This window comes from Horticoccus luteus (assembly GCF_019464535.1).
In the GTDB taxonomy this organism is placed as follows: domain Bacteria; phylum Verrucomicrobiota; class Verrucomicrobiia; order Opitutales; family Opitutaceae; genus Horticoccus; species Horticoccus luteus.
Genome location: NZ_CP080507.1, coordinates 542,501 through 566,587 on the forward strand (window position 1 = coordinate 542,501; position 24,087 = coordinate 566,587).

Sequence of the window (24,087 nt, forward strand, 5' to 3'; positions counted from 1 at the left end):
TTCTGCGATGAGGCGTGGGAAGAGAAAGTTTTCCAAATACTCACGCCCCCCGGCCTTGGTGCCCCCGCCGGACATCTTAAAGCCACCGAAGGGATGGCGCTGCACTACAGCTCCAGTGCATCCACGGTTTATGTATAGATTACCGACCAGCTGTTCGGTCTTCGCGCGGTCGATTGCCGCTGGGCTGCGGGAGAAGAACCCTCCGGTCAGTGCGTAGTCGTTCGCATTGGCCATCTCGAACGCCTCGTCGAGATCCTTGGCCTTTAGAATTGCAAGTACTGGACCGAAGATCTCCTCGCGCACGATCCGATCAGTCGGCCGACAATTCGTAAAAATGCAGGGCGGTACATAATAACCGCCAGTCTCCCGTAAATGAGGCGGTAATGTGCCCTGCCAAGCCAAGTGGCATTCTTGTCTGCCTGCTTCGATGTAGGCGAGAATCGACTTTTGCGCGCCCTCGTCGATGACGGGATTCACTATTGTCCCCGGTTGCGAGGGATCACCTACAGGTATGGCGGGGCAAGCGGAGAGGAGGCGGCCTACGAATCGATCGTAGATCGTCTCGAGAACAATCAAACGTGAGAGCGCCGAGCACTTTTGGCCTGCAAATCCAAACGCGCTGTAGATCACCGCGGGGATCGCCTCATCCAGATCGGCATCCGTATCGATAATCATCGCGTTCTTTCCGCCCATCTCGCAGACCACCTTCTTAAGATTGATTTGTCCGGCCTTAGTTTTGCCTGCCTCTTGCCAAATATTGAGGCCAACTTCCCGCGATCCGGTGAACGCAATAAAATCCACCTGAGGATGCGCCACAAGATGTGCGCCGGCATCAGCACCGGAACATGGTAGAAAATGCAACGCACCGGCAGGCACCCCGGCTTCCCGGAGTATGTTCATTAAGTAAGCGCCGATAATAGACGTCTGCCTGGCAGGTTTGATAATAACGCAGTTGCCAGCGACGAGCGGAGCGACAGTAAGGCCCGTGAGAATCGCCAGAGGGAAATTCCAAGGCGCGACCGCGATGCCTACTCCGCGGGGGGACCATGTTTGTACGCAGTGCTCCCCAGGAACGTCTTGAGTGACGACAGGTGTGACAATTCGGCGTATCTCCGACGCATAAAAGCGAAGAAAATCGATCGCCTCAGACGTATCGCCATCTGCTTCAAGCCAGGGCTTCGCGGCTTCCAAGATCAAGAGAGAGTTTATCTCCAGGCGGCGCGTCTCCATTATCTCAGCCGCAGTTTCTAGAATGGAGGCCCGAACGTCTACGGGCGTTGCCCGCCATTGCGGAAAAAACGCGACGGATGCGGCCACCGCCTCATCAGCGTCTTGCACGGTCCCTTGCGCCCAATAGCCGATGATTTGCGCCGGACGCGCCGGGTTCACGGATGCAATAAATGCGCGGTTTGTGATTTTCTTTCCGTTTACTATACACGGCCACCGCTTGCCCAGATGGCGGGTTTCGAAGTCTTTGAGGGCGGCTTTTTGCGCGGTGCGATTTGTGGCGATAGTAAAGTCGGTATTCGCTGCGTTGATGAACGATCCTGGAGGGCGAGGGCGCCGCCGAAGTGGCTCGGCGGCGCCGGCAATCGCGTTGACGGGATTATCAAGCATCTGCGACTGGCTCGTTTCCCCGCTGTATTTTGAGCGTAAAAACCCTTCGTTGGAGGTGTTTTCCAACAGACGTCGGACGAGATACGCCATCCCTGGGAGAAGCTCGCCAATGGCGGTGTATTCGCGGACGCGATGGCCAAGTTGCAGCAGGGCGGCCTTCAAGTCGTCTGCCATGCCATAGAGCGCTTGAAACTCTATCAAACGTGGATCGACGCCCAGGCGCTCGGACTGTACAATCGCGTGGGCACACGAGCGGACATTATGTGACGCGAAGTTCGGGGTTATGAGATCGGCGTTCTCAAGGAGAATGATCGATAGCTTTTCATAGTTCGCATCGGACTCCGGTTTTTTCTGCCAGACGGGGATCGGCCACTCCCGTTGTTGAGCATTGATCGTTTCGTAGTCCCAATAGGCTCCCTTGACCAAGCGGATGTTGAGTGGGCGGCCTCTCGCTCTCGCCCAAGCGACGAGACCGTTCAGATCTTCTTCGCAATCGCGAAGGTACGCCTGTAATGCAATTCCGATTGCAGGTTGGCGGGCGAATTCAGCTTCTTCGAATATGGACTTGAAGAGAGCAAGGGTGAGGTCTTTCAGCCGGTAGCTCTCCATATCGAAGTTGATAAGTGCGCCGACTGCGGCGGCACGGCGGAGGATAGGGCGCAGGCGCAACTTTAGCGCCTCAATCGAGTTTTCGGGATCCGCGGGATGAACGTCCGGCGTGAGTGCCGAGATTTTTACCGACAGATTCAGGCGCGGAAGCGGGCCGGTGGGGCCGACGTCGGAGCGGCATGGAGTTGGCCTGGCGGCATAGTATTTCGAAACGGAATCCAATATTTCCAAGTTTCGCCGAAGGAAAATATCCGCCTCTTCATCGCTCACCACCGTTTCGCCAAGCAGATCAATGGTGGTGGCCAGTCCAAGTTTCTCGTTCTTCTGGATCTGTTTGATTAAATCTTCACCCGTTTCGCCGGCGACGAACTGCCTGGCCATATCGACGATTTGGGCTTTGACAGGTCCTGCGACGAGGCTGGGCGCGAACGAGGAGGCCGCGAGTCCGACTTTGAGCGCTGGATTCAGTTCGACGGCTTTTTCCCCCAGATACTCCTGCAGGTGGCGAACGATTTCTGCAGAACTATGCAGTGAAGGAAGCACGTCGACGAAGCGAAAGAGTTGGGTCTTGAAGGCGGGATCCTTCATCGACCAATCCATCAACCGGGCATAAGCGCCTTTTTTCGAGAACAGCGCAGGCGGCGGCTGCTTCTCCATCAACGCGAAGAGCTCGGCGCCTTTGGCGCGAACGGCCGCTTCGATTTGGGGATCCGGGGCGGGAAAACGTGCTGAGGCCATGGGGTATGGTTTTATGACACTCGACCAGTTGGTCGTGGACAGCAAGGTTCCACGAACCGGAAAGCGTTGGTTTAACCAACCCTAATGGCTGATGGGCCGTCGAGTTCTAGCCGCGAAGCAACAGGTTGCGTGCGTTGCACGTTATGCGCTCGCGCTGGGCGTGGATCCACCGCAAAGGATTTCTGCGACTTTTCGGCGCGAGCCGGGTTCTGGGCATGAACGATGACCATCCAGTGCAAACCCAACCCACGGGACTGACGCCCCCGGCTGACTTCACCACGTTCATGCGCAATTATCAGGACATGGTCTTTTCGACGGCAATGCGCCTGACCGGCAACGCGGCGCAGGCCGAGGACATTTCCCAAGAAGTGTTCCTGAAAGCCTACGAACACTACGAAAATTTAGAAGCGAACGCGTCGGCGGGCGGCTGGCTGAAAACCGTCGCGACCAACCTTTCGCTCAATCATCTGCAACGTTACCGTAATCGCTGGCGTTTCTTCTCCGAATTTCGCCACACCGACGACGCAGGCGACGATGAGCCCGGCATCGAATTTCCCGCCGAGGACTCGTTCTTTACCACGGTCGACGCCGGCGAACGCCGGATCTGGATTGAACAAGCCCTTAAACAGTTGCCCGACCATCAACGCGTGCCGCTCGTCCTCTATCATTTTGAAGACCTGCCCTACGATGAGATCGCCCGGAAGCTCGGTGTATCGCTCGCCAAGGTAAAAACCGATATTTTGCGCGCGCGCGCGGCGCTGGCCAAAGTGCTGGCCCGCAGCGGCGCGAGCCACGAAACTTTTCCCCAAGCTTAAGATCGCGATGAATCCGCACGACGAAAGTAAACTGGAGCATCTTATCCACCGCACCCTGCGTTCGCTACCGGACCATCCGGCGCCGCGGTCGCTCGAGCATCGCGTGCTTGCCGCGATTGAGGCCCGGCGCGCTTTGCCATGGTGGCATCGTTCCTACGCGAACTGGCCGGCCCCGATTCGCGCGAGCTTCTTTGTTTTGTCTGCTTTGGCGGCGGCCGTCGTTCTCGGCGGAGCGTTCTTGGGCGGCCATGAAACTTCCCGCGTCGCGGCCGACTTTGCGCGAAATTTCTCGTGGCTTGTCACGTTGCGCGGCGCCGCCGGAGATGTGATCGGAGCATTCGGCACGGTGTTCAAATCGATCCCGCCGTTGTGGATCTACGGCTTGCTGGCGGCGGTCGCCGGCGGCTATGCGGCCTTGCTTGGCATGGGCGCGGCGGTGTTTCGGACGTTCTTCTCGCAGCGCTCAACTTCCTCTTAATCATGAACAAGTTTTTTCGTTCTCTCCTGCTCGTTGGTTTGTGGCCAGGGGTCGTGGCGTTTGCGGCGTTGCAGGCGCAAAACTCCTCCGACGCTGAGCCGACGACGAAGGAGCAGGCAAACGGCCTGCGCCGACTCGATGATACGACGCCCGGTTCAGCATCGGTCGATGAGGCGGCGCGTTCTTCGGCGGCGGCCGCTCGCGCGGAAGATGATCCTGCGGACACCGACCAAATCGCGCCTGCGCCCACGCAAAAAAAATCGAACCGCGAACGCCGACGCGCCAACTCCACGAATCGCGATGACGATCGAGTGAGTGTGTTTGCCGATACCCACGTGGCCGCCACGGAGACGGTGCATGGTAAAGCGGTCGCGGTGATGGGCGACGTGACGATCGACGGCTGTGTGGACGATGACGCCGTCGCAGTGATGGGAAACAACACGGTCAACGGCACGGTGAAGGGACAGGTCGTAGCGGTGTTGGGCGACGTCACGCTCGGTCCTCGCGCCCGGGTTTCCGGAGATGTGGTAAGCGTAGGCGGCGCTGTATCGCGCGATCCGGAAGCAGTGGTCGAGGGAAAGATCGTCCAACAGGCGATCGGCAAAAATCTACATGTCGGAGTGCCGATTGCGGCTTGGTGGTCGCATGGGTTGGGGCGCGGACGCCTCCTCGCATTTGGAGCGCACCTCACTTGGCTCTGGATTGCTACGGCTGTGACGTTGCTCTTCTACGTGGTGCTCGCGGCCGCGTTTCCAAGGGGATTGCGGCGTTGCGCTGATCAACTCGTTGAACGGCCGGGTCTGACAATTTTGACCGCTGTTCTCTCCGTCATCGCCTTGCCTGTGGTGTTTGTGCTTTTGCTGGTGACGATCGTCGGGATCCCCGTGGCCTTTGTCGCTTTGCCGATTGGAGTGTTGCTGGCGGTGTTTTTTGGCAAAGCCGCAATCTACACGTTGGTCGGTCGCGGGTTGACGGGAGGACGAGCACATCCGGTCGTGGCGGTTTTACTGGGCGCTTTCGTCTTCATTCTGCTGTATCTCGTGCCGCTTCTCGGCATTGCGATTTCATTTTTCGTTTCACTCCTCGGATTCGGGGCGGCGGTGCTCGCGCTGATCACTTCGAACCGGAAGGCGGCGCCTTCGGCGGCGTCAGCCACATCGGGCGCGCCCTATAGTAACGGGCCGGTGATTGTGCCGCCGCCAGCGCGCAGTTCGGTCGTTGAACCCGCCCTCGTGGTCGAGGCTGCGCCTGGGGCAGAGGGCGCCGGCGCGACAGCGACCGAGCCAACAAGTGTGCCGCCGCCGCCGTTCAGTGCCGCGGCCGAAGTGCCGCGGATGGCAGAGCCTCCGCCACTCGGCGCGATTGCGTTGCCGCGAGCTGGATTTTGGCTGCGCATGGCGGCAATGTTAATCGATCTCGTGCTCGTCGCCATCCTCATCGGTCTCATGCATGGCTCGGGGGCAGTCGTGATCCTGATGCTAGGAGCGTATGGCGCGGTGATGTGGAAGTTTAAGGGCACGACGGTCGGAGGCATCGTGTGCGGCCTCAAAGTTGTGCGGCTGGATTCGCGTCCGATCGACTGGCCGACGGCGGTGGTCAGGGCGTTGGGGTGTTTCCTTTCGCTGGTCATCGCCGGGCTGGGGTTTGTCTGGGTCGCCTTCGATGACGAAAAACAGAGCTGGCACGACAAAATCGCAGGCACGACGGTCGTGAAACTGCCTCGGGGCGTGCCGTTGGTGTAAGCGGAGCGGCGGATTTTTCACTGACAGCGGCGCAGGGTTGGGGGAACCTCTGCGGATGACCAAACCGCTTGTAGGAATCATCATGGGGAGCACGTCCGATTGGGAGACCATGCAGCACGCGGCGCTGCAACTCGAGGCGTTGGGGGTGCCGTTCGAAAAGCGGGTGGTCAGTGCGCATCGGACGCCTAAATTGATGGTGCGCTACGCCGAGTCGGCGGAAAAGCGCGGCCTCAAGGTAATCATCGCCGGAGCGGGTGGCGCCGCTCACTTGCCGGGAATGACGGCGTCGCTCACGACATTACCCGTGCTGGGAGTGCCAGTGGAGTCGAAAGCCTTGAAAGGGCTCGATTCGCTCCTTTCGATCGCGCAGATGCCGGGAGGCGTGCCCGTGGCGACATTCGCGATCGGGAAAGCGGGCGCCATTAATGCCGCGCTTTTCGCCGTCTCGCTGCTCGCGCAAAGCGATGCGCACACCAAACGTGCGTGGGAGAATTTCCGCGTGCGGCAGACCGCCACGGTGCTCAAGGCGAAGCTGCCTTGACGAGGTGCCGGCGGCCACGGACCAGGTCGCGGAAAATTGAGTTGGTTTCTCCGGCGGAGTTCTGCGTTCTAACCGGACAACCATGATTTTGCCGGGAAAGACAATTGGCGTGCTCGGAGGAGGGCAGTTGGGCCGGATGCTGGCGCAGGCGGCCCAAACGATGGGCTATCGCGTGCACATATTTGAGCCGCAGTCGGGGTGTCCGGCGGGCGCGGTGGCGAACCGGGAAATCAACGCGTCTTATGACGATGTCGCCGCGTTGACCGAATTCGCGCGCGGGGTGGACGTGGTGACCTACGAATTTGAGAACATTCCATCGGCCCCGCTGGCCGCGCTGGCGGCACTCGTGCCGCTGCATCCGCGTGCCGAGGTGCTGCACATCTGCCAGAATCGGCAGCGCGAGAAGGCGTGGTTGCGCGCCAATCAGTTCCCGCACGTGCGTTATGCGGAAGCGCTCGATGGCGATATCGTCCCGGCGGTGGCGCAAGTCGGTCGGCCTTGCGTGGTAAAGACAGCGGATTTCGGATACGACGGCAAGGGGCAGATGCGGATCGTGAGTGAGACCGATTTGGAGCAGGCGGCCGCGATTTTTCGGGGGCGGCGTTGCGTGGTGGAGCGTTGGGTGGATTTCAAGGCGGAGCTGTCGGTGATCGTGGCGCGCGGCGCGACCGGCGAGCAGAGGGCGTTTCCCGTCGCCGAAAATATCCATACGCGGCATATTTTGGACGTGACGCTGGCGCCGGCGCGTTTCGGCGAAGCTGTTCTGCGCGAGGCGGAGCACGTGGCACTCGCCATCGCCGAGCGGTTGGAGGTGGTGGGCCTTTTGGCGGTGGAAATGTTTCTCAGCGACAAAGGCGAAGTCCTCGTGAACGAGCTGGCCCCGCGGCCGCACAATTCCGGCCACTGGACGATCGACGGATGCGAAACGAGTCAGTTCGAACAGCACGTGCGCGCGGTTTGTGGATTGCCGCTCGGCGCAGTGGACGTGCGATCGCCGACGGTGATGGGCAATATTCTGGGCGACGCGTGGGGCTGGGACGGCGATAAGATCGTCGGCGAGCCCGACTGGCTGGCCGTGCTGCGTGAGCCGCGAGCCAAATTACATCTTTATGGGAAACGGGAACCGCGTCGCGGGCGCAAGATGGGCCACTTCACCGTGCGCGCCGCCTCGGTGGAGGCCGCCTTGGCCGGCGCCGAGCGCGTGAAAGCGTCGTTAAGGACAGGCGCGTAACGAAATAATTGGTTTCGCTGCGCCTACTGATGGGGAGCGGCGTTGACTGCGGCCGCGAGCGGATCGGTGACGCCGGTATCCAGGACGTATTTCCAAGAGCCATCGGGTTGGCGCTTCCAAATCGTGACGTATTTTCCGGTGGCGCGCTTTGTTTCGGCGCCGGCGGATGTGGCTTCATAGAGCCAAGTGCCCCACGTATAGCCCAGTTTTCCATGGGGCTCGACCTCGGCGAAGGCGGGTTTCCACGTCAGTTTGCCGTCTTTCCATTCACGGAAACGCGCGGTCACGGCCGCGGACCCTCGGAGAGCGAATGGCTGGGTATCGAGAAAAATACAGTCGGGAGCAGCGTACGCCAGGAAAGCAGCGCGCACGCCGTCATGGGCAGCCAAAGTGCAGAAGGCTTCATCGGCCTGCAATAGCTCGGCCCTGGGTGTGCCGACATCAGTAGCGCGAAGTCCAACACCACAGGCAACACATAGGCATGCGAGAGAGACCAACCGCGGTAGATTCATGATCGGAGGAGAAGGCTATCGAATACGTTTTACGAACACGACGATGTCGGCGCCCACGATGACCATCTTGTAGCCAACAAGGCCGCGCGAAATAACGACTTCGGGGTTCACAAGTTTTTTCGGCAGGTGGAATTGATCAGGGATCCGCTGCTGCCAAATCTGGCCATTATCCAGTAAGAATAGACTGCGGCCTCCGATGTCTTGCACGGAGCCGTCGATGCGCCCGCGGATTTCGTTGCCGGTCGGCGTGGTTGGCCGTTCGCGCTCCACTTGTTCACGGCCAAAGTCGGCGGCAGCGGCGGCCGGAGTATTCTCCGACGTGGGCACCGGCTCCTTGCTGGCGGCAGGTAGTTGATGGTGTTGGATCAACGCGGTCTCAAGACGGCTGAGTTCTTCCGGGCTGAGTTTATCAAGACCTGCGGCGCTGAATTCGGCCGGGGAAAGGATGCGGCGGAGAACCCCTTCCGCCGGAGCTTCGGCCGCCAGCGCGACCACTGTATTACCGGCGAGAAAGGCAGCGGCCAACATACTGAGGCCGCTAAAAAAACGACACACGCGAGGGGGCATGACGCGACGTTTTCTTAATCCAACCGGCGCGGCAAGCGCGAGAAGTGATGAAATTGAAATGCATTTGGGCGCTAAAAACGGCCCGCCGGGCGCTCTCGCGCAGCACTTTGGCGCTTAAATCTATTGATTATGACGCGGAGATACTGCTTGCTGCCAGCCAAGCGAATCCGCCGTAAGGCGGCTCAAGCTTCACAACAAACACTGACAAACTATGAACAAACTCCGCTCGCGGAAGTTCGTGGCTACGTTGTCGCTCTTTGCGACGAGTGGCCTCTTCGCGGTGTCGGGCTATGCCCAGACGACCGCCGATAACAGCAAGCAAGACGAGCCCCAAGTCCTCGAAAAGTTCGAGGTGACGGGTTCTTACCTCCCCCCGGCCGCAAATTCCGTAGCCATCCCGGTGATCAGCGTCACCTCGCAGGTTATCGCGAATTCCGGTAATACCACCAACGTCTTGGAAATTTTGCGCAAGACGGTCCCACAGTTCAGCGGCAACGGTAATCTCGGTTCCACCAACTCGAACGTCGGCAGTGGCAGAACGAACGGCGGATCCATGGTGTCGCTTCGCAATACCGCGACGTTGGTGCTGATCAACGGTCGTCGCGTGGCTTACTCTCCGGTGAGTTCGTCGGGCGGCTATCAGTTCGTCGACGTCAATATGATCCCGGTGGCTGCCATCGAGCGCATCGAAGTGCTCGCTGACGGTGCGTCCGCCATCTATGGTTCCGACGCGGTCGCTGGTGTCGTCAATATCATCCTCAAGACCGACTTTGAAGGCTTCGAAATCGGCGGGCGTTATGGTTGGGCGACCAGCAAGGGTCACCAAGCCGAGCGTTCGGCCTACTTGGTGGGTGGCGTCAGCAATGGCAAAACCAGCATCACCATCACCTCGGAGTGGACCAAGATCGATCCGATCATGGCGTATGAACGTCCTTATTCCGCGGTCACTTACGGAACGCCGTCATTTGCGGGCTCGGTCAACATCGGGGGCAACTTCTATCTCCTCGATCCAGCGAAGACCGCTCCGACCGTCACGCCGGGCGGCCTGTCTCCCGCCGCGTTGGTGGCTGCCGGGACCTACTCCGGCCCGCGCTCGCAGGGCGATCAGTTCGAATTCTTCAACTTGTCGCAATACGTCACCCAGACCATCAAGAACGAGCGCCAGAGTTTCTCGATGGCGATGGATCACAAGGTGAACGACAACATCAAGTTGTTTGGCGACTTGCTGTATGTGAATACGAAGACGTATTCGCAGATCAACGGTCAGCCGCTCAATACCACGCAGGCGATGAAGGACATCTACGCGCAAACGAACGGCGCCCAGGGTTCCGCCAATGGTTTGGTTCCTGCTGGCCAGTTCGGCAATCCGTTCAACGTAGGTGTGACGGGGCGCAACCGTTTGGTTGCCTACCCGCGCGCTTATGCCGACGATACCACGAGCATTCGCGGTGTTCTCGGTCTGAAGGGTGAAATTGGCGACACCGGCTGGTCATGGGAAATTGCCGCCGACTATAACAGGGCCAATCAACAGTATCAGAATCCGGGTGTGATCAACCAGCCGAACCTCAGTGCGGCGACGCTCGACGGGGTTTTCAACTTCTTCTCCCGCGATCCGATTTCGCCCGCTGATATGGCAAATTATCAGGTGACGGGCACGGCCCAAGGCGGCTTCATCAGCCTGCTGTCGAATTATGATGCCAAGGTCCGCGGCAAACTCTTCGAGTTGCCCGGCGGTTCTGTTGACATCGCAATCGGCGCCGAATTGCGCAAAGAAAACCTGAGCGCCACGGCTGACCCGCTCAGCCAGATCAATCCGGTCACAGGCGCGCTCGGTTGGAGCGGAGCGACGACGCTCTATCCTTTCGATTCGGGTCGCAAGGTCACCTCGACATTCGCGGAAGTTCGCGTGCCGATCGCCAAGGATGTGCCCGGTGCGCACCTCCTCGAAGCGAGCGTCGCCGTCCGTCATGAGAGCTATTCTGACACGACTGACCCGACGGTGCCGAAGTATTCCCTGCGCTACTTGCCGGTGAATGACGAATTCGCCATCCGCGCCACGTACTCGAAATCGTTCTCGGCGCCGCAGCTCTACAGCCTCTTCGGCCCGGCGAGCATCGGGTACACCGATCCGTTCACCCTCGACAAAGCGGGTGGCGGCTCTGTGGCCAACCTGCAGACCAACATCATGAGCGGTTCCAATCCGAACCTGAAGCCGTCGAATTCAAAGAACTACACCTTCGGTGTCGTTTACTCGCCGAAGGCGCTCAAGGGCTTCTCGGTCTCGGTTGACTATTGGGATATCAAGCAGACGGACCTCGTGTCCTCTATCGGTTCCGCGACCATTCTCCAAGATGTGGAAACCAACGGTACGGCTTCGCCGTATGTCGACAAGGTCCACTTCTTGAGCTTCACGGGCGCGAACCCGACGGCGGCGGGGCAGATCAGCTCCACGGCGCCGGACGATATCTACGTCATCGACTCCTTGGTGAACATCACCGGCCAGCACTTGAGCGGCGTCGATATCAAGGCGAACTACACGTATAATGCGGATAACGTCGGCATCTTCGACTTCAGCTCGAACCTCGGCTACTACCGCAAATACGAGATCACCGCCTTGCCCGGCAGTGCTCCGGAGAATGACGTCGGCTGGGCTAGCTTTGCGCAAGGCACGATCCCGCACTGGCTGGCCTATACGACCGCTGAATATCGCCGTGGTGACTACACCGCCTTCATTGGCTGGCGCTATATCGGTGGCGTGACGAACATCGTGACCGAGGAAAAGATTCCTTCGGTCAGCACGTTTGACGTCTCTGCGTCCTATACCTTCGGTTCCAGTGTCAAATATCTGGCGGGGGCGAAATTGACGGTGGGTGCGAACAACGTGTTCAACAAGTTCGGCCCGGCGGCGCCTGACATCTTCACCGACGCCAACGTTGATATCGCGACCTATGACCCCATGGGCCGGTTCATCTACGTCGACCTGAAGTTCAAGTTCTAAGCGTGATTTAAGCATGCACACAAAGGCGGCCCAAGCGGGCCGCCTTTTTTGTGGGCTGAGCGCACCATTGGCTGAGCGAGGTTAAAGTCTTCGTCGCGGTCCGCACAAGGGCAGCGCGCCCAGACGCGGCCAGGAGGCTCACGTTGGTAAGCGTAATGCGGCAAACCCGAGCGCCAATGCACCAGAATGAGTCGGGGGCGCACCGGTTGAGGCGATGTTCGCCTTTGACATGCAGCTATTTGGCGGGTCGGAGTAGCGGCCCACTATGGAGTCAATCCCGCGCGTCGGCGGCGCTCGAAACGCATTTGCAGACTGCCTGCGCGCGAATTTCTGGCTCAAGAGCATCGGCACCACCGTTTTCATGACAGTGTTTTTCACGGGGTATTTCGCTGTGCTCAATCATCCCGTGCGCCCGGTGACGTTGATGCCCGTGCTGGCGATCGACCGTTGGGTCGGCGTGCAATCTTGGACCTTGATCCCCTATGTTTCGTTGTGGATCTACGTGCCCGCTGTGCCGGCCTTGCTGCGAGATCGCGGGGCGTTGATCAGTTTCGGATGGGCGGCGGCGGCGCTCGCGACGGCGGGCTTGAGCGTTTTCATGCTGTCGCCGACGGCGGTGCCCCAGTTGGCGGTCGATTGGAGCCGCCACCCAGGCTTTGGCGGCTTGAAGGCGCTCGATGCGACCGGCAATGCCTGCCCTTCGTTGCATGTCGCGTTTGCGGTATTTGCCGCGTTGGCGGCGGATCGGATGTTGCGCGCAGGCGGCGGCCGTCGCTTCTGGCGCATTTTTAACGCCCTCTGGGCGCTCGCCATCGTCTATTCGACTATGGCAACCAAACAGCACGTGTCGCTCGATGTGGTTGCAGGCTGCGGGTTCGGTGTCGCGGCGATGGCACTGTGGGAAGTGCTCCTGCGCCGGGGCGCTCTGCGGCGATCCACGCCGTAATTCATGTCCTATTGCCGGATCAGGCAGGCCTGACGCGAACTTTGCCGGACGACGAAGCAATTACGGATATTAACACGCATGTTCGCTATGGTCCCGGCGGCGACCACGCAGTGCGCCGCGCTGTTGAAGCCAATCCGCCGCCAACCAGCAAAGCGTGGCCCAACCAGCCCCCGCCGCCCAACCGGCCAGCACATCGGTCGGGTAGTGCACGCCGAGGAAGACGCGGCTCACGCCGATCAAAAAGCTCAACAGGAGCGCGCTCCCCATGAAGTAGAGGCGGTTCCGTGGGCGCACGACCACCCGCGCCAGTAAGGCGGCCATGGTGAGGTAAACCGCGGAAGAAAGCAGCGAGTGGCCGCTTGGAAAACTCGCGGAGGATACCTCCGCCAAAGCCGGCACCACCGAGGGGCGGGGACGGCCAAACGCGTGCTTCAAAAGGGTGCTCAACAAATACGCGCTGGCGATGGAGGCTGCCAGAAAGAGGGCCGTGCGCCGACCTCGGTTGAGCAGCAAATAGCCTAGTACAAGAAGCGTAAGCAAAATGAGAACCGTCGCCCCGCCGAGAGCGGAAATATCCCTCGCAACTTGCAGGAGCCACGATGGGCCGATGGTCTGTCCGGGATCCCCAGGCTGCCGGAATGCCTCGAGCATCGCGGCATCAATTCGAAATTTTTCCCCTTCGTGTATTTCTTCAGCAAGGCCGGCGAAAGTCCAAAGGCACAGGCAAAATACGGCGGCTCCCAAGATCATGTAGAATTCACGGGAACCACTCCGTGCCCGGAGCAAAAAGGGCGGAAGACGCACGCCCGCATACTGTGAGCCAAGTCATCTCGTGGCAAGTCGGCGCGCCAGTCCCGGCGGGGGAACGCCTGCAAGGCGGCACGGTCCGCAAACAGCGCAATCCTACAAAATATGAAATCTAGCACACGTGATCGCGCCGAAGGCGCCGCTCGGGAAATCAAAGGCAAGGCCAAGGAGACGCTTGGCCGTGCGACAGGCAATGCCCGGCAAGAAGACGAAGGCACGGCCGAACGCGTTTCGGGTAAGACTCAGCGCAAGGTAGGGGACGTGAAGAAAGTGTTCGGCAAGTAAGCATTCACCGTTCGAGCAGACGCGGGGCTTCGAACGTCTTCGCGTCTTGATGCGTGCTCGTCCCGCGTGACGTTCGCCTGGCGGCTACGTCTCGTGTCACCTCCTTACGACGAGCGCTGGCGTCAGGCATTCGCCAGCGCGAACCAGCGGCCGCAGGCTGCTTCTCCACACGTGGCTTGCCGGCGGCGAGTGACTCTCGCGCTTCGGCAAGACGCGGTTTTCGTGGACTGAGCCGGGACCATTTCGCGCCGTTGTTGCGAGCGATGCCTCTTGAGGGCGCCGAGCGACGCGAGCGCCGGTCGCTTAACGATCGAGCTTTTTCCGGCTCTTGTAGTCTTGCACGAATATATTGATCACGAGATAGAACCCGCCCAAGCCGGCGAGAAGAAAGCAAATGATGGCGAGGCCCGGATAGCCGAAGATTTCGAAGTGGGTCCGCACGCGCATGAGGAGAGCGGCACCAATGATTAGCGCGGCGAGAATCAACCCGGTGGTGATGCGGTTGGCAATTTTCTGCATGCCGTCGAGCACATGCTTGGTGTCCAGCGCCCGGACGTTGAGATGCAGCTCGGAATTGGTGACCGCATCCATGATGCGGTTTAGCCGTGCGGGGAGACTGCCGAAGAAGTCTTTCGCCTCGAGCAAGGAGCTGAAGAGGTTGCCCTGGGTAAGATCCTTTTGCATCCGCTGCGTGGTGAGTTCGGTCACGCTGCGACGAATGCAGGCGTTGGGATCAAAGGTGGGATCAAGAATGCGGCCGACTTCGTCGAGCTGCAGCAGCGTTTTCCCCAAGAGTGTGAGTTCGCTGGGAACGAAGAGGCCGTTCTCCCGGGCATGGCGGCTGACGTCGAGGAGCGACTGGCCAACGTTGATTTGTTCGAGGCCTTGATCGCGGTGCAGGGCGACCAGATGGCTGATCTGGCGGCGAAACTCCGGCAGATCGAGGCCGTCCATTTTCTCGCTCATGCGCACGGCAATATCGGCCGCTTCCTCGCCTTTGCCCTCGCTGACGGCGAGCAGGAGTTTGAGCAGGCTGTCCTGCATGCCCGGAGCGGTGTGCCCCACCATCCCGAGGTCGAGAAGGGCGATGCGGCCATCGTCGGTGATGAAGACGTTACCGGGGTGCGGATCGGCGTGGAACAGTCCATCGACGAGCACTTGCTTCAAATAGGCGCGAAACAGTTCTTCAACGAGGGGAGCGCCTTTGATGTCGAGTCGGGAAAGCGGACTCAGGGAGGTGATTTTTTGACCCCGCACATAGTCCATGGTCAGGACGCTCCGGGTGCAGTAATCGCGCACGGGTTGGGGCACGAAAATCAACGGGAAGTCGCGCAGATTACGGCCGAGCGCGACGAGGTTGTGGGCCTCAAGCTCGTAGTTCAGTTCGTTCTGAATCGTGAGCCGAAATTCCTCGAGCACGGTTTGAAACCGGTAGCGCTTACCGATGGCCGTGTGCTCGTCCATAAATGCAGCGATTTCGGCGAGCACTTCGAAGTCCTCGGCGATTTGCTGCCGGATATCGGGGCGTTGGACTTTGACGACCACGGCGCGGCCGTCACGCAGAGCGGCGCCGTGCACTTGGCCCAGCGAGGCAGCGGCGATGGGCTCGATATCGAAGCGGGAAAAAGCTTTGGAGATGCGCACGCCCAGTTCCGCGAGAACGATCCGCTCCACGTCCTCGTAGGGGAACGGTTTGACGTGGTCCTGCAAGCGCGCGAGGGCGGTGAGGTAGGCTTGCGGAAGCAGGTCGGGACGACCGGCGAGCACCTGGCCCAGCTTCACATAGGTGGGGCCCATGGCTTCCAAATCGTTGGCGAATTGTTCAGGCGCGACGTCCGCGGCGGTGGGCGCATCCGCCTTCGGCAGATCGAAGCCTTCGTCGGCTCCCATTTGCTGAACCAAGTCGGAACGTCCGTATTTCCACAGGAGCGTCAGGATCTCTTTGTAACGTTTGAGGTAGGGGCCGGAGAGTTTCATGCGTGGAGCTGGACGCGCCGGGCCTTGCATGGGCCGGCCAGTCGCAAATGTGCGGACACCAATGGGCGTGCGCAGTTCGCGGGTGTCGTCGCGCCTCGCGCGTTGCCGCGATGACGCGTCCCTCACCGATGGAACAAAATGCGGCCACCGGCGGACCGTGAAAGCGCCCCAATGCTAAATTTTGCGAAAGATGCGATGACCAGCCGCGCCGCGCAGGCGTTCGTCAACAGCCGTATAGCCCGCTATGGACGCGTCGATCGGCTGAAAATCGATTCAACGAACCGCGCGATCGAAGTCGTCTGCTCCCTGGAAGGCGAAGTGGATCCCGTGACCGTACGAGTGGATCGATATGAGCTGCATGACGAGGGCGGAAAGCGCTTCATCGAAATTAAAAAGGCCAGCTGCTCCCGGCCTTGGTTGCACCGCGCGCTTGAAGACTTCGCGCCGGGACGTCGTTTCGAAGTGCCGGGCTGGGCGGCGGCGGCGTTGTAGTTTGTCGTCAGCTCGACGACGCGGACACCACGGCGGTGAACGGGATTGCATCCAGCGGTTCGCTTGACCGCGATTAGCAAGGAGCGTGACTGAACGGCGCTTGAGGGACGTTCCGCTTTCGCTCGTCGGCAATGTTGGGACGCACCCTCTTCAGCGACCCGCGGGCACGGAACCGGCGACGGACCGTAAACGGCCGGTCGTTGCTTCGAGCAGGACGCGCGCGCCCGACGCGGAAGCCGCGACGAGGGCGCCGTCTTCAACCGCCAAGATAGCCACGCACGGATCGTCTTGCGCGGGCCATTCCGCGAGCCATTGGAGTCGCAGGTCGGCATCGAGGCAGTAGAGATTGGGAATGCCGGGAAGCAGACCATAAGGGTGTTCCCGCACGTAAAGGCGGTCCGGCACGTGCAGAAATTCCGCCACCGCAGTGGCGAGCGGCGCGTGCGACGCCGCGCGGTCACCGCTCGGCGAGACTCGGCAGAGAGAACCATCAAGAATGGCGTAGGAAGGAGAAGCGGGCGTCACAAAGAAGCGACAGGCAAACAACCGCGATGACCGGCGGCGAACAGTTTTTGAGGTTTTGGAAATGGGTCGGGCGCCGGGAACGTCCTGGGCTGCCGGACGCAGCACCAATCCTCGACGCCACGTGTGCGATGCTACGCGAACCGGGTGTCGAAGCTGGGGTCAGTCGTGGAGTGAAACTCACCGTTCGCAGTCTTATGCTGACCGGGTTAGCCGCGTTAATGACGGCGGGGCTGCCGGCGGGCGTGCGGGCGGGGGAGGAGTCTCCGGCGACGCCCGAAGCCCCGACCTGGCGGACGGGAAAGTTTGTGTGGGCGGATCTCTTTACGAACGACCCCGTCGCGGCGGAGGCGTTTTATACAGGTCTGTTCGGTTGGACAGCGGCGCCGCCGACCACGCGCATGACGAGTCGAGGCGAGGCGCAGCGCTATGTCATTTTGCAGCACGACGGCGAGCCAGTTGCGGGCATCGCCCGGCACGTCTCGCGTCATCGCGCGGGGAAATATGCGCGGTGGGTCCTCTATGCCTCGGTCGCCGACCTGCCCCAAGCGGTGGCGCGCGCGACCGCGGAGGGCGGAAGGGTGGTGCTAAAGCCGGAGGCGGTGGGGAGCCGCGACCCCCGCGCGGTGCTCGTCGATCCACAGGGAGCGGTAATCGGATTGATCCACACAGATCGGGGGGATGGGCCGGATTTCCAAGCGGAGGAGGGAGAGTGGAACTGGGCGAGTTTGCGCACGAGCGATCCGGAAAAGGCGCGGCAGTTTTATGCCCGGGTTTTCGATTACGACGTGGTGCCGGATACGCGAACGGTGCGAACGAACGACTACATACTCGCCAGTGGTACTTATGCGCGCGGGAGTCTGCAGCCCCTGCCCAGCAACGACGGCGCGCGACCGGCATGGCTGGGATTCGTGAGAGTGGCCGATGTAGACGCCGCGGTGAAACGCGCGATGGAGCTCGGCGGCAGCACGCTCCTGGCCGCTAAAGATCCGCGGCCGAACATGCGCGTGGCGATTATTGCGGACCCGACCGGGGCGGCCATCGGCCTTGTGCAGGTGCGAAGCTTTGAAACTGAGAGCGAAGAGGAGGGTGCGCCGTGAAGCGCGTGAAATATTTTTCCCTCGGAGCGGCGGCACTCGGCGTGGCTGGCTTACTGGCGTCGGCGGGTTGTGTTGCGGATAGCGGCTACGACGGCGGAGGCGGCGGGTATTATTATTCTCAGCCCCTGCCGGATCCGTATTTGTATGATTCGCCGGTTTATTATAACGAGTATTACGTTGTGCCGCCTCCCGCGTATGGCGCGCGCCGGCCCCGCACTGTCCATCGCGATCATGATCGCTACGAAGATCGGCGCGAGCATCAGCGTCCGCAGCTCGAGCCGCCACGGGATCGTCCGGGCGCGCATCTGCCCACAGGACCGGTGGCGGCGCCTTCCGCGCCCCGCGCACCGCGGCCGCCATTGCCCGGCATTCCCAACGTGCCCCGGCCACATCCCGGCCCGAATCCGCGGCCGGTTGCTCCGGCGCCTCAGCCGGCTCGTGAAAAACACGAGCGGCCGCAGAAGAAGAAATAGCGCTGCGGCAGCGCGCAGGGTCGTCAGCCGAAACGTTGGAGGAGGGCGTCGAGGGTGCACTCGGCCATCGATTGCACCTGCAAATCCACATGGGCGAAGTCGTGATGGGCGGTGGAGGGATTAGGCACGGCAACAACCCAGATGCCGGCGCGCTTGGCGGCGAGCGTGCCGGTGTGGGAATCTTCGAAGGCGATGGCTTCGTGAGGGGCCACGTTGAATTGCGCGAGCACGAGAGCGTAGAGGTCGGGCGCGGGCTTGAGCGCCTTCACGTCTTCGCGGCAGGCGATGAATTCGAACGAGCGGCGCAGGCCGAATCGTTCAAGCCGCGACTCCACGTGGTGGTGGCTGGAATTCGAGGCGAGGCCGACGCGCAGACCGCGGGCGTGCGCCGCTTCGAGCAGCGCAACAACGCCCGGTAGCACGCGCTGCGTTTCATCGCGTGCGGCGTGAAATTTCCGGCGGTCCGCCTCCAGGGCGGTTCGGTCGACGTCGGCGCCGAACGCCTGCCATGGATCGAACGTGAAATCGGCTTCGCCGATCGTGCGAGCGATCGCATGGCGATCAAAGGGCACGTCGCGCGCATCATGCACGTCGCCGAACGATTCGACGAGGACGGTCTCGGTATCAATGATCAAGCCGTCGAAATCAAAGACGAGGGCGCGGATCATGACACAGGCCGTGGTGTGGTCAGAAGGTTGTTCACAAGGCTGAGAAGAAAATCGCGGGGACAAACGGCGGATGACGCGCGGCCATCACAAGCCTTCGGTGTCGATGAGCCAGATGAGGGCAGCGAGCGCGGCGGCGCCGAGATGAAGTTCACGCGGGTTGACGTGGTCGATCGTATCCGCGCGGGTGTGGTGATAGTCAAAGTAGCGTTGCGAGTCTGGCATCAGGCCCGCGACCGTCGCTCCCTCCTTGATGAGCGGTCCGACGTCGGCGCCGCCGGAGCCTTTTTGAAAGTGCCACACGCCCCACGGTTCAAAGAGCGAGCGCCAGCGGGCGGCGCGTTCGTGCGCATCGCCCGCGGGGTTGCCAAGATTGAAGCCAGCGGGGGCGAAGCCGCCGTTGTCGCTCTCGATGGCAAAGAGGTGTTTCTCGCCCGAAACGCGGGCAAGTTGCGCGTAACGTTTGCCGCCGTTGCCGCTGTTTTCCTCGGACGTGAACAGCACGCAACGGAGCGTATGGCGGGGGCGCAGGTCAAGGGATTTGAACAGCCGCAACACCTCCATCGCCGCCACGACGCCGGTCCCATCATCGTGCGCGCCGGGCGCTACGTCCCATGAATCCAAATGTCCGCCGACGACAATAATTTCGTCCGGCCGTTCGGAGCCGCGCCATTCGCCGATGATGTTGTGTGACGGCGCGTCGGGCAGGAGACGCGCATGGCTGACTACGCGGACGGTGGCGTCAGGGTTTCGCACCAAGGCCGCACTCAACACGTCGGCCGCGAGGGTGCTCAGCGCGAGGGCGGGGATGCGTTCCTGACCCGCGCCGAAACTGGTCGTGCCAGTGTGCGGCACATCGTCATGCGCGAGAGTGAGAGAACGCACGAGGACGGCGGTGGCGCCAAAGCGGGCCGCGAGGGCGGGACCGTGATTGCGCTGGTCGCCGGCCTGGCTGTAGGCCGTCGACGTGCGGAAGATCGTCGGATCCATCGGGCGGTTGTAGAAAACGATCTTGCCGGCGATTTTTTCGCGTCCGAGCGCTTCGACGTCGGCGAGGGATCGCACTTCAATGACCGGCGCGGTCAGGCCTTCCGCGGGTGTGGCGATGGTGCCTCCGAGCGCGAGCGCATTGAGCGGCACCGGAGGTTCACCTGGGCGAAGGAGCGTGACGGATTCCGGCGCGCCACGTTCCCAATGCGGCACAGTCACGTCTTGCGTGAAAACCCGATCGACGCCGAGTGAGGTGAGTTGGTGTTGAGCCCAGCCGATGGCCCCGTCGAGGTTCGAGGAGCCGCCCAGACGGCCGGGATAACGCGCGACCAGCTCACGCAGTTGATCGTAAGCGCAGCCATGCGCGAGCGCGTCGGCGAAAATGCGGTTAATCGTTTCCTGCTGAGTCGTCCGCGATGGTTCGGTGGAGTCCGCGGCGAGAGCGGCTTGGGCGGCGAAAACGAAGAGCAGGCACAGCAGGCGGCGCATCGGACGATTTACGGAACGCGCGCCGCGACGTTCAAGGGATGAATCGCCGCGCTGCACGATTCGCGCCTAATTTCGTGCGGGCGCAGGCTCGTCGCGCGCGGTGGAATCGCAGATCTTAAAACCACTTCTTCTTCTTGATGTAGAAAATCATCACGAGGGTCATCGTCAGCATGAGAGTCCACGCGTAGAGGTAGCCATGGCGCCACTGCAGTTCAGGCATGTGCGCGAAATTCATGCCATACCAACCGCCGATGATCACCGCCGGGAGCGTGACGGCAGTGACAGCCGTGAGAAACTTGATGCCTTCATTGGCTTCAAAGGCCGCTTTGTTGAGGAAGATGTCGAACGCGAGCATGAGGCGTTCGTGGTAGTTGATCGCCGTTTCATCGAGCCGGGCGAGGTTGTCACGGACGTCGCGATAATAGGGCAGCATGATGGGGCGGATCATTTTGCTCTCCCCGCGCGCGAGCTTTTCGATCATGTCGCGCTGCGGCCGGATGATCGTGCGCAAGCGGCTGAAATCACCGCGAACGTGGAGGAGTTCGTTGACGAATTCCTTCTCCGGCGTCCGCGCGAGCATGCGTTCCTCGATCTCTTCCAGTTCGCTGCGAAGTTCGTCCATCACCGGGCCATAGTGATCGACGATCAAATCGAGCAGCGTGTGCGCGAGACGGTCCGGGCCGCGCGCGATGACACCGGCGTTCTTCGTCATGCGGTCGCGCATAATCGTCACGGAGGGCACCGCCGTGCGGTGAAAAGTCACGAGGTAATCCTTCCCGTGAAACATATCCACTTCCATGGTCGCGAACTTCGTCGTGCGGGTAAACTCGACCGCATGGGTGACCACAAAGAGGTAATCCTCGTAGTCTTCGATTTTCGGCAGCGAGCTCGGCGTCATGCAGTCTTCGATGGCGAGCGGGTGAAATTGAAATACGCCTTCGAGGATGGTTTTGATTTCCTCGTCCGTCGGATTTTCGAGATCGACCCACAACACGAGGCCTTTGTCCGCACGCACGATGCGCAGCGCCTCGATTTCGAGGTCACGGCCGGCAAGTTTGCCATCACTGAAGACGAAAGATTGGATCATGCGCTGCGGGGTCGGTTCGACTGAACTACAAATCGTTTCGATGGGGAGCTAAAAACGCGAGGCGGGCGAAGACGGGATTCGATCGTGACGCACGCCGGCCGCCCGGGGCAGTGCGGCTGGACGGGGCGAGGTCTGCACCGGTTTGCGCGGACGCTTCCGGATTGCGCCGAAAGGGCTGAAGTTTACTTACCTCGAATGCGAATCTCATGCGGGCGGGGTTGGGCCATCGTGGCGGTGGCGGCATTGATGGTCACTCAGGGAATGGCGACCGAGGCGCCGGGCGCTCAAACCGGCGATGCGTATGGTTGGTTGGAACAGATCGATAGTCCGAGATCCCTGGCGTGGGTGCAGAAACAAAATGAACGCACCGCGCAACACCTGACGCAGGACCCGCTTTACGCCGATTTGTATCGCGACGCGCTCGCGGCGCTCAACTCGCCGGCGCGCCTGCCGGAGGTGGATCAGCGGGGGAACTATGTCTACAATTTCTGGCAGGATGCCGCTCACCCGCGCGGGATTTATCGGCGGGCGACGCTCGACGCGTTTCGCCAGCCGGAGCCGCGGTGGGAAACCGTGCTCGACATCGATGCGCTCGCCAAATCGGAGGGCAAGCCCTGGGCGCTGGGCGGGGTGGTGTGGCTGCCACCGGAAAACGAGCGCTGCCTCATCGCATTGTCGCCGGGCGGAGGTGATGCGGCGGAGTGGCGCGAATTCGATGCCGGGACGTGTGCGTTCGTGACGGACGGATTCAGGCTGCCGGTCGCGAAGTCGCGCGTGAACTGGCGGGATCGCGACGCGCTATATGTGGCCACGGATTTCGGCGCGGGGTCGCTGTCGGCTTCGGGTTATCCACTCATCGTCAAACTTTGGCGCCGCGGCACGCCGTTGTCGCAAGCAGCGACGGTGCATAAGGGCGCAGCCACTTCCCTGTCGGCGACGGCGCGCCGGCTGAGCACGCCAGCGGGCGATATTGATGTGGTGGCGGAGCAACTGACGTTCTGGACGACGAAGCATTGGCAATTAATCGGTGGGCAACTCGTGCCGCTCGCGCTGCCGGCGACGGCGGACGTCGTGGACGGCTATCACGGCGCGCTGGTCGTGGTGCTTAAAGAAGACTGGACGGTGGCTGGGGTGACGCATCGCAGCGGATCCGTGGTGCTCGTGGCTCCTGCCGCGGTGCGCGGTGGCGACGGTCGCGTTGAAGACATCGTCGCGCCCTCGGAGCAGGAAGTGGTGAAAGGCGTGGCGGTCACACCGCAGCAGGTGTGGGTGACGATGCTCGATAACGTGCGCGGGCGGTTGTATCGGTTCACCCGCGGCTCGACAGAGTGGACACGCGAGGCGATTCCGTTTCCTGACAACGGTGCATTAAAGGTGACCAGCACGGACGATACGACGGGTGATGCGTGGGTCGTCTACGAGTCGTTTCTTACGCCGCCGACCTTGTACTATGTAGGCCACCAGGCGTCGCAACCGGTCAAAGTGAAGGCGGAGGCGCCGACGTTCGACGCGAGCGGATTTGAGGTGCAGCAACACTGGACGCAGTCGGCGGATGGCACGCGGATTCCGTATTTTGTGGTCGGGAAAAAAGGTTTCGCGCGCGACGGCAAGAATCCGGTGTGGATGTTTTCCTACGGAGGATTTGAGATCGCGTTGACGCCGTCGTACTCCGGTTCCTACGAGGCATTGCACGGGGCGTATGGGAAAATGTGGTTGGAGCGCGGCGGGGTGTTCGTGCTGGCGAACATCCGCGGCGGCGGGGAGTTCGGCCCGACGTGGCATCGCGCGGCGATGAAGGAAAATCATTACAAGGCGTTCGAGGATTTCGAGGCCGTCGCGCGGGCTATCGAGGCGACGAAGATCACGTCGCCGGCGCATCTCGGCATCGAGGGGCGCAGCAACGGCGGGCTGCTGGTGTCGGCGACGATGTTGCGGCATCCGGAGCTGTATGGCGCGGTGGTGTGCGGCAATCCGCTGGTCGACATGCGGCGCTATCAAAAGCTGCTGGCGGGCGCGAGTTGGATGGGCGAATACGGCGACCCCGATGTGCCGGCGGAGTGGGCGTATATTTCAAAATATTCGCCCTACGAAAATGTGCGCCCGGGGATGAAGTTGCCGCCCATCATGTTTTACACCTCGACGCGCGACGATCGCGTGCATCCCGGCCACGCACGCAAGATGGCGGCGAAGATGGAGGCGATGGGATACGCCGTGGAGTATTACGAGAACACCGAGGGCGGGCACCATGGCAGCGTGACGCACGAGCAACTCGCGACGCGTCTGGCGCGCACGTATACGTTTTTGTGGGAGCACGTGAAGTGACTCCGGGAATGGCGCGCCGGCCAAGCGCAGTCGGCCAAGTGTGATTGCAACGGGAGCCAACGCCTGAAGTTGCTGTCGGTGGCG

The 24,087-nt window shown here is 61.3% G+C and carries 21 protein-coding genes (1 of these 21 running past the window's edge); 12 read left to right on the top strand and 9 right to left on the bottom strand.

The window, feature by feature from the left end; all coding sequences use genetic code 11:
- On the bottom strand, positions 1-3,009 hold the 5' portion of the coding sequence (locus tag K0B96_RS02180; protein WP_220163329.1) for a proline dehydrogenase family protein. It extends 60 nt beyond the left edge of the window; only the first 3,009 of its 3,069 coding nucleotides appear in the window; it begins with the start codon at positions 3,007-3,009; the stop codon falls past the left edge of the window.
- 170 nt (positions 3,010-3,179) lie between these two features.
- Between K0B96_RS02180 and K0B96_RS02185 the strand changes: the two genes are divergently transcribed.
- The 5 genes from K0B96_RS02185 (at position 3,180) to K0B96_RS02205 (ending at position 7,771) form a co-directional block, all read left to right on the top strand.
- Positions 3,180-3,779, top strand: a complete 600-nt coding sequence (locus tag K0B96_RS02185) for an RNA polymerase sigma factor (RefSeq protein ID WP_220163331.1) — start codon at positions 3,180-3,182, stop codon at positions 3,777-3,779.
- A gap of 7 nt (positions 3,780-3,786) precedes the next feature.
- Positions 3,787-4,257 carry a hypothetical protein gene (locus tag K0B96_RS02190; protein ID WP_220163333.1) on the top strand — a complete coding sequence of 157 codons (471 nt, stop codon included), beginning with the start codon at positions 3,787-3,789 and terminating at the stop codon, positions 4,255-4,257.
- Positions 4,258-4,259: 2 nt separating this feature from the next.
- Positions 4,260-5,999, top strand: a complete 1,740-nt coding sequence (locus K0B96_RS02195; protein ID WP_220163335.1) for an RDD family protein — start codon at positions 4,260-4,262, stop codon at positions 5,997-5,999.
- A 55-nt stretch (positions 6,000-6,054) separates the two neighbouring features.
- Positions 6,055-6,540 carry a 5-(carboxyamino)imidazole ribonucleotide mutase gene (gene purE / locus K0B96_RS02200; protein ID WP_220163337.1) on the top strand — a complete coding sequence of 162 codons (486 nt, stop codon included), beginning with the start codon at positions 6,055-6,057 and terminating at the stop codon, positions 6,538-6,540.
- 82 nt (positions 6,541-6,622) lie between these two features.
- Positions 6,623-7,771, top strand: a complete 1,149-nt coding sequence (locus K0B96_RS02205; protein ID WP_220163339.1) for a 5-(carboxyamino)imidazole ribonucleotide synthase — start codon at positions 6,623-6,625, stop codon at positions 7,769-7,771.
- A 23-nt stretch (positions 7,772-7,794) separates the two neighbouring features.
- Here K0B96_RS02205 and K0B96_RS02210 read toward each other — a convergent pair whose 3' ends face one another.
- The gene (locus K0B96_RS02210; RefSeq protein ID WP_220163341.1) at positions 7,795-8,283 is read right to left on the bottom strand and encodes a YybH family protein; all 489 of its coding nucleotides are present in this window, start codon (positions 8,281-8,283) and stop codon (positions 7,795-7,797) included.
- A 15-nt stretch (positions 8,284-8,298) separates the two neighbouring features.
- Positions 8,299-8,811, bottom strand: a complete 513-nt coding sequence (locus tag K0B96_RS02215; RefSeq protein WP_220163343.1) for a hypothetical protein — start codon at positions 8,809-8,811, stop codon at positions 8,299-8,301.
- Positions 8,812-9,061: 250 nt separating this feature from the next.
- Between K0B96_RS02215 and K0B96_RS02220 the strand changes: the two genes are divergently transcribed.
- On the top strand, positions 9,062-11,848 hold the full coding sequence (locus K0B96_RS02220) for a TonB-dependent receptor domain-containing protein (protein WP_220163345.1): 2,787 nt from the start codon (positions 9,062-9,064) through the stop codon (positions 11,846-11,848).
- Between the two features lie 361 nt (positions 11,849-12,209).
- The gene (locus K0B96_RS02225) at positions 12,210-12,794 is read left to right on the top strand and encodes a phosphatase PAP2 family protein (protein ID WP_220163347.1); all 585 of its coding nucleotides are present in this window, start codon (positions 12,210-12,212) and stop codon (positions 12,792-12,794) included.
- Between the two features lie 69 nt (positions 12,795-12,863).
- Here K0B96_RS02225 and K0B96_RS02230 read toward each other — a convergent pair whose 3' ends face one another.
- A complete protein-coding gene (locus K0B96_RS02230) occupies positions 12,864-13,445 on the bottom strand; it encodes a phosphatase PAP2 family protein (protein WP_220163349.1) in 582 nt (193 codons plus the stop codon).
- Positions 13,446-13,706: 261 nt separating this feature from the next.
- Here K0B96_RS02230 and K0B96_RS02235 point away from each other — a divergent pair, with 261 nt between their 5' ends.
- Positions 13,707-13,886 carry a CsbD family protein gene (locus tag K0B96_RS02235; RefSeq protein ID WP_220163351.1) on the top strand — a complete coding sequence of 60 codons (180 nt, stop codon included), beginning with the start codon at positions 13,707-13,709 and terminating at the stop codon, positions 13,884-13,886.
- A 303-nt stretch (positions 13,887-14,189) separates the two neighbouring features.
- On the opposite strand, the gene K0B96_RS02240 is transcribed toward K0B96_RS02235, so the two are convergent.
- Complete coding sequence (locus tag K0B96_RS02240; RefSeq protein ID WP_220163353.1) at positions 14,190-15,863, bottom strand: ABC1 kinase family protein; 1,674 nt, start codon at positions 15,861-15,863, stop codon at positions 14,190-14,192.
- Between the two features lie 195 nt (positions 15,864-16,058).
- On the opposite strand from K0B96_RS02240, the gene K0B96_RS02245 reads away from it, so the two are divergent.
- Positions 16,059-16,355 carry a hypothetical protein gene (locus K0B96_RS02245; RefSeq protein WP_220163355.1) on the top strand — a complete coding sequence of 99 codons (297 nt, stop codon included), beginning with the start codon at positions 16,059-16,061 and terminating at the stop codon, positions 16,353-16,355.
- Positions 16,356-16,505: 150 nt separating this feature from the next.
- On the opposite strand, the gene K0B96_RS02250 is transcribed toward K0B96_RS02245, so the two are convergent.
- Positions 16,506-16,880 (bottom strand): hypothetical protein, encoded by a 375-nt coding sequence (locus K0B96_RS02250; RefSeq protein WP_220163357.1) that lies wholly within the window; start codon positions 16,878-16,880, stop codon positions 16,506-16,508.
- Positions 16,881-17,074: 194 nt separating this feature from the next.
- Here K0B96_RS02250 and K0B96_RS02255 point away from each other — a divergent pair, with 194 nt between their 5' ends.
- Both K0B96_RS02255 and K0B96_RS02260 read left to right on the top strand, forming a co-directional pair.
- Positions 17,075-17,977, top strand: coding sequence for a VOC family protein (locus K0B96_RS02255; protein ID WP_220163359.1), 903 nt, complete (start codon positions 17,075-17,077; stop codon positions 17,975-17,977).
- Between the two features lie 5 nt (positions 17,978-17,982).
- Entirely contained in the window at positions 17,983-18,450 is a 468-nt protein-coding gene (locus K0B96_RS02260; RefSeq protein WP_220163361.1) for a hypothetical protein, read from the top strand.
- Between the two features lie 23 nt (positions 18,451-18,473).
- On the opposite strand, the gene K0B96_RS02265 is transcribed toward K0B96_RS02260, so the two are convergent.
- From K0B96_RS02265 to corA, 3 genes are all read right to left on the bottom strand, one after another.
- Positions 18,474-19,118: an HAD family hydrolase gene (locus tag K0B96_RS02265; RefSeq protein ID WP_220163363.1), complete on the bottom strand. Its 645-nt coding sequence runs from the start codon at positions 19,116-19,118 to the stop codon at positions 18,474-18,476.
- A gap of 84 nt (positions 19,119-19,202) precedes the next feature.
- Positions 19,203-20,594, bottom strand: a complete 1,392-nt coding sequence (locus tag K0B96_RS02270; protein ID WP_220163365.1) for a M20/M25/M40 family metallo-hydrolase — start codon at positions 20,592-20,594, stop codon at positions 19,203-19,205.
- 115 nt (positions 20,595-20,709) lie between these two features.
- Positions 20,710-21,681, bottom strand: a complete 972-nt coding sequence (gene corA, locus K0B96_RS02275; RefSeq protein WP_220163366.1) for a magnesium/cobalt transporter CorA — start codon at positions 21,679-21,681, stop codon at positions 20,710-20,712.
- Positions 21,682-21,876: 195 nt separating this feature from the next.
- Here corA and K0B96_RS02280 point away from each other — a divergent pair, with 195 nt between their 5' ends.
- Positions 21,877-24,003: a prolyl oligopeptidase family serine peptidase gene (locus K0B96_RS02280; protein ID WP_220163368.1), complete on the top strand. Its 2,127-nt coding sequence runs from the start codon at positions 21,877-21,879 to the stop codon at positions 24,001-24,003.
- The last annotated feature ends 84 nt before the right edge of the window (positions 24,004-24,087 follow it).

What these genes read in the sequence shown, in the direction of transcription:
- K0B96_RS02185 (WP_220163331.1), top strand. Translation starts at nt 3,180, where the DNA reads ATGAACGATGACCATCCAGTGCAAACCCAACCCACGGGACTGACGCCC.
- K0B96_RS02190 (WP_220163333.1), top strand. Translation starts at nt 3,787, where the DNA reads ATGAATCCGCACGACGAAAGTAAACTGGAGCATCTTATCCACCGCACC.
- K0B96_RS02195 (WP_220163335.1), top strand. Translation starts at nt 4,260, where the DNA reads ATGAACAAGTTTTTTCGTTCTCTCCTGCTCGTTGGTTTGTGGCCAGGG.
- purE (WP_220163337.1), top strand. Translation starts at nt 6,055, where the DNA reads ATGACCAAACCGCTTGTAGGAATCATCATGGGGAGCACGTCCGATTGG.
- K0B96_RS02205 (WP_220163339.1), top strand. Translation starts at nt 6,623, where the DNA reads ATGATTTTGCCGGGAAAGACAATTGGCGTGCTCGGAGGAGGGCAGTTG.
- K0B96_RS02210 (WP_220163341.1), bottom strand. Translation starts at nt 8,283, where the DNA reads ATGAATCTACCGCGGTTGGTCTCTCTCGCATGCCTATGTGTTGCCTGT.
- K0B96_RS02215 (WP_220163343.1), bottom strand. Translation starts at nt 8,811, where the DNA reads ATGTTGGCCGCTGCCTTTCTCGCCGGTAATACAGTGGTCGCGCTGGCG.
- K0B96_RS02220 (WP_220163345.1), top strand. Translation starts at nt 9,062, where the DNA reads ATGAACAAACTCCGCTCGCGGAAGTTCGTGGCTACGTTGTCGCTCTTT.
- K0B96_RS02225 (WP_220163347.1), top strand. Translation starts at nt 12,210, where the DNA reads ATGACAGTGTTTTTCACGGGGTATTTCGCTGTGCTCAATCATCCCGTG.
- K0B96_RS02230 (WP_220163349.1), bottom strand. Translation starts at nt 13,445, where the DNA reads ATGCTCGAGGCATTCCGGCAGCCTGGGGATCCCGGACAGACCATCGGC.
- K0B96_RS02235 (WP_220163351.1), top strand. Translation starts at nt 13,707, where the DNA reads ATGAAATCTAGCACACGTGATCGCGCCGAAGGCGCCGCTCGGGAAATC.
- K0B96_RS02240 (WP_220163353.1), bottom strand. Translation starts at nt 15,863, where the DNA reads ATGAAACTCTCCGGCCCCTACCTCAAACGTTACAAAGAGATCCTGACG.
- K0B96_RS02245 (WP_220163355.1), top strand. Translation starts at nt 16,059, where the DNA reads ATGACCAGCCGCGCCGCGCAGGCGTTCGTCAACAGCCGTATAGCCCGC.
- K0B96_RS02255 (WP_220163359.1), top strand. Translation starts at nt 17,075, where the DNA reads ATGCTGACCGGGTTAGCCGCGTTAATGACGGCGGGGCTGCCGGCGGGC.
- K0B96_RS02265 (WP_220163363.1), bottom strand. Translation starts at nt 19,118, where the DNA reads ATGATCCGCGCCCTCGTCTTTGATTTCGACGGCTTGATCATTGATACC.
- K0B96_RS02270 (WP_220163365.1), bottom strand. Translation starts at nt 20,594, where the DNA reads ATGCGCCGCCTGCTGTGCCTGCTCTTCGTTTTCGCCGCCCAAGCCGCT.
- corA (WP_220163366.1), bottom strand. Translation starts at nt 21,681, where the DNA reads ATGATCCAATCTTTCGTCTTCAGTGATGGCAAACTTGCCGGCCGTGAC.
- K0B96_RS02280 (WP_220163368.1), top strand. Translation starts at nt 21,877, where the DNA reads ATGCGAATCTCATGCGGGCGGGGTTGGGCCATCGTGGCGGTGGCGGCA.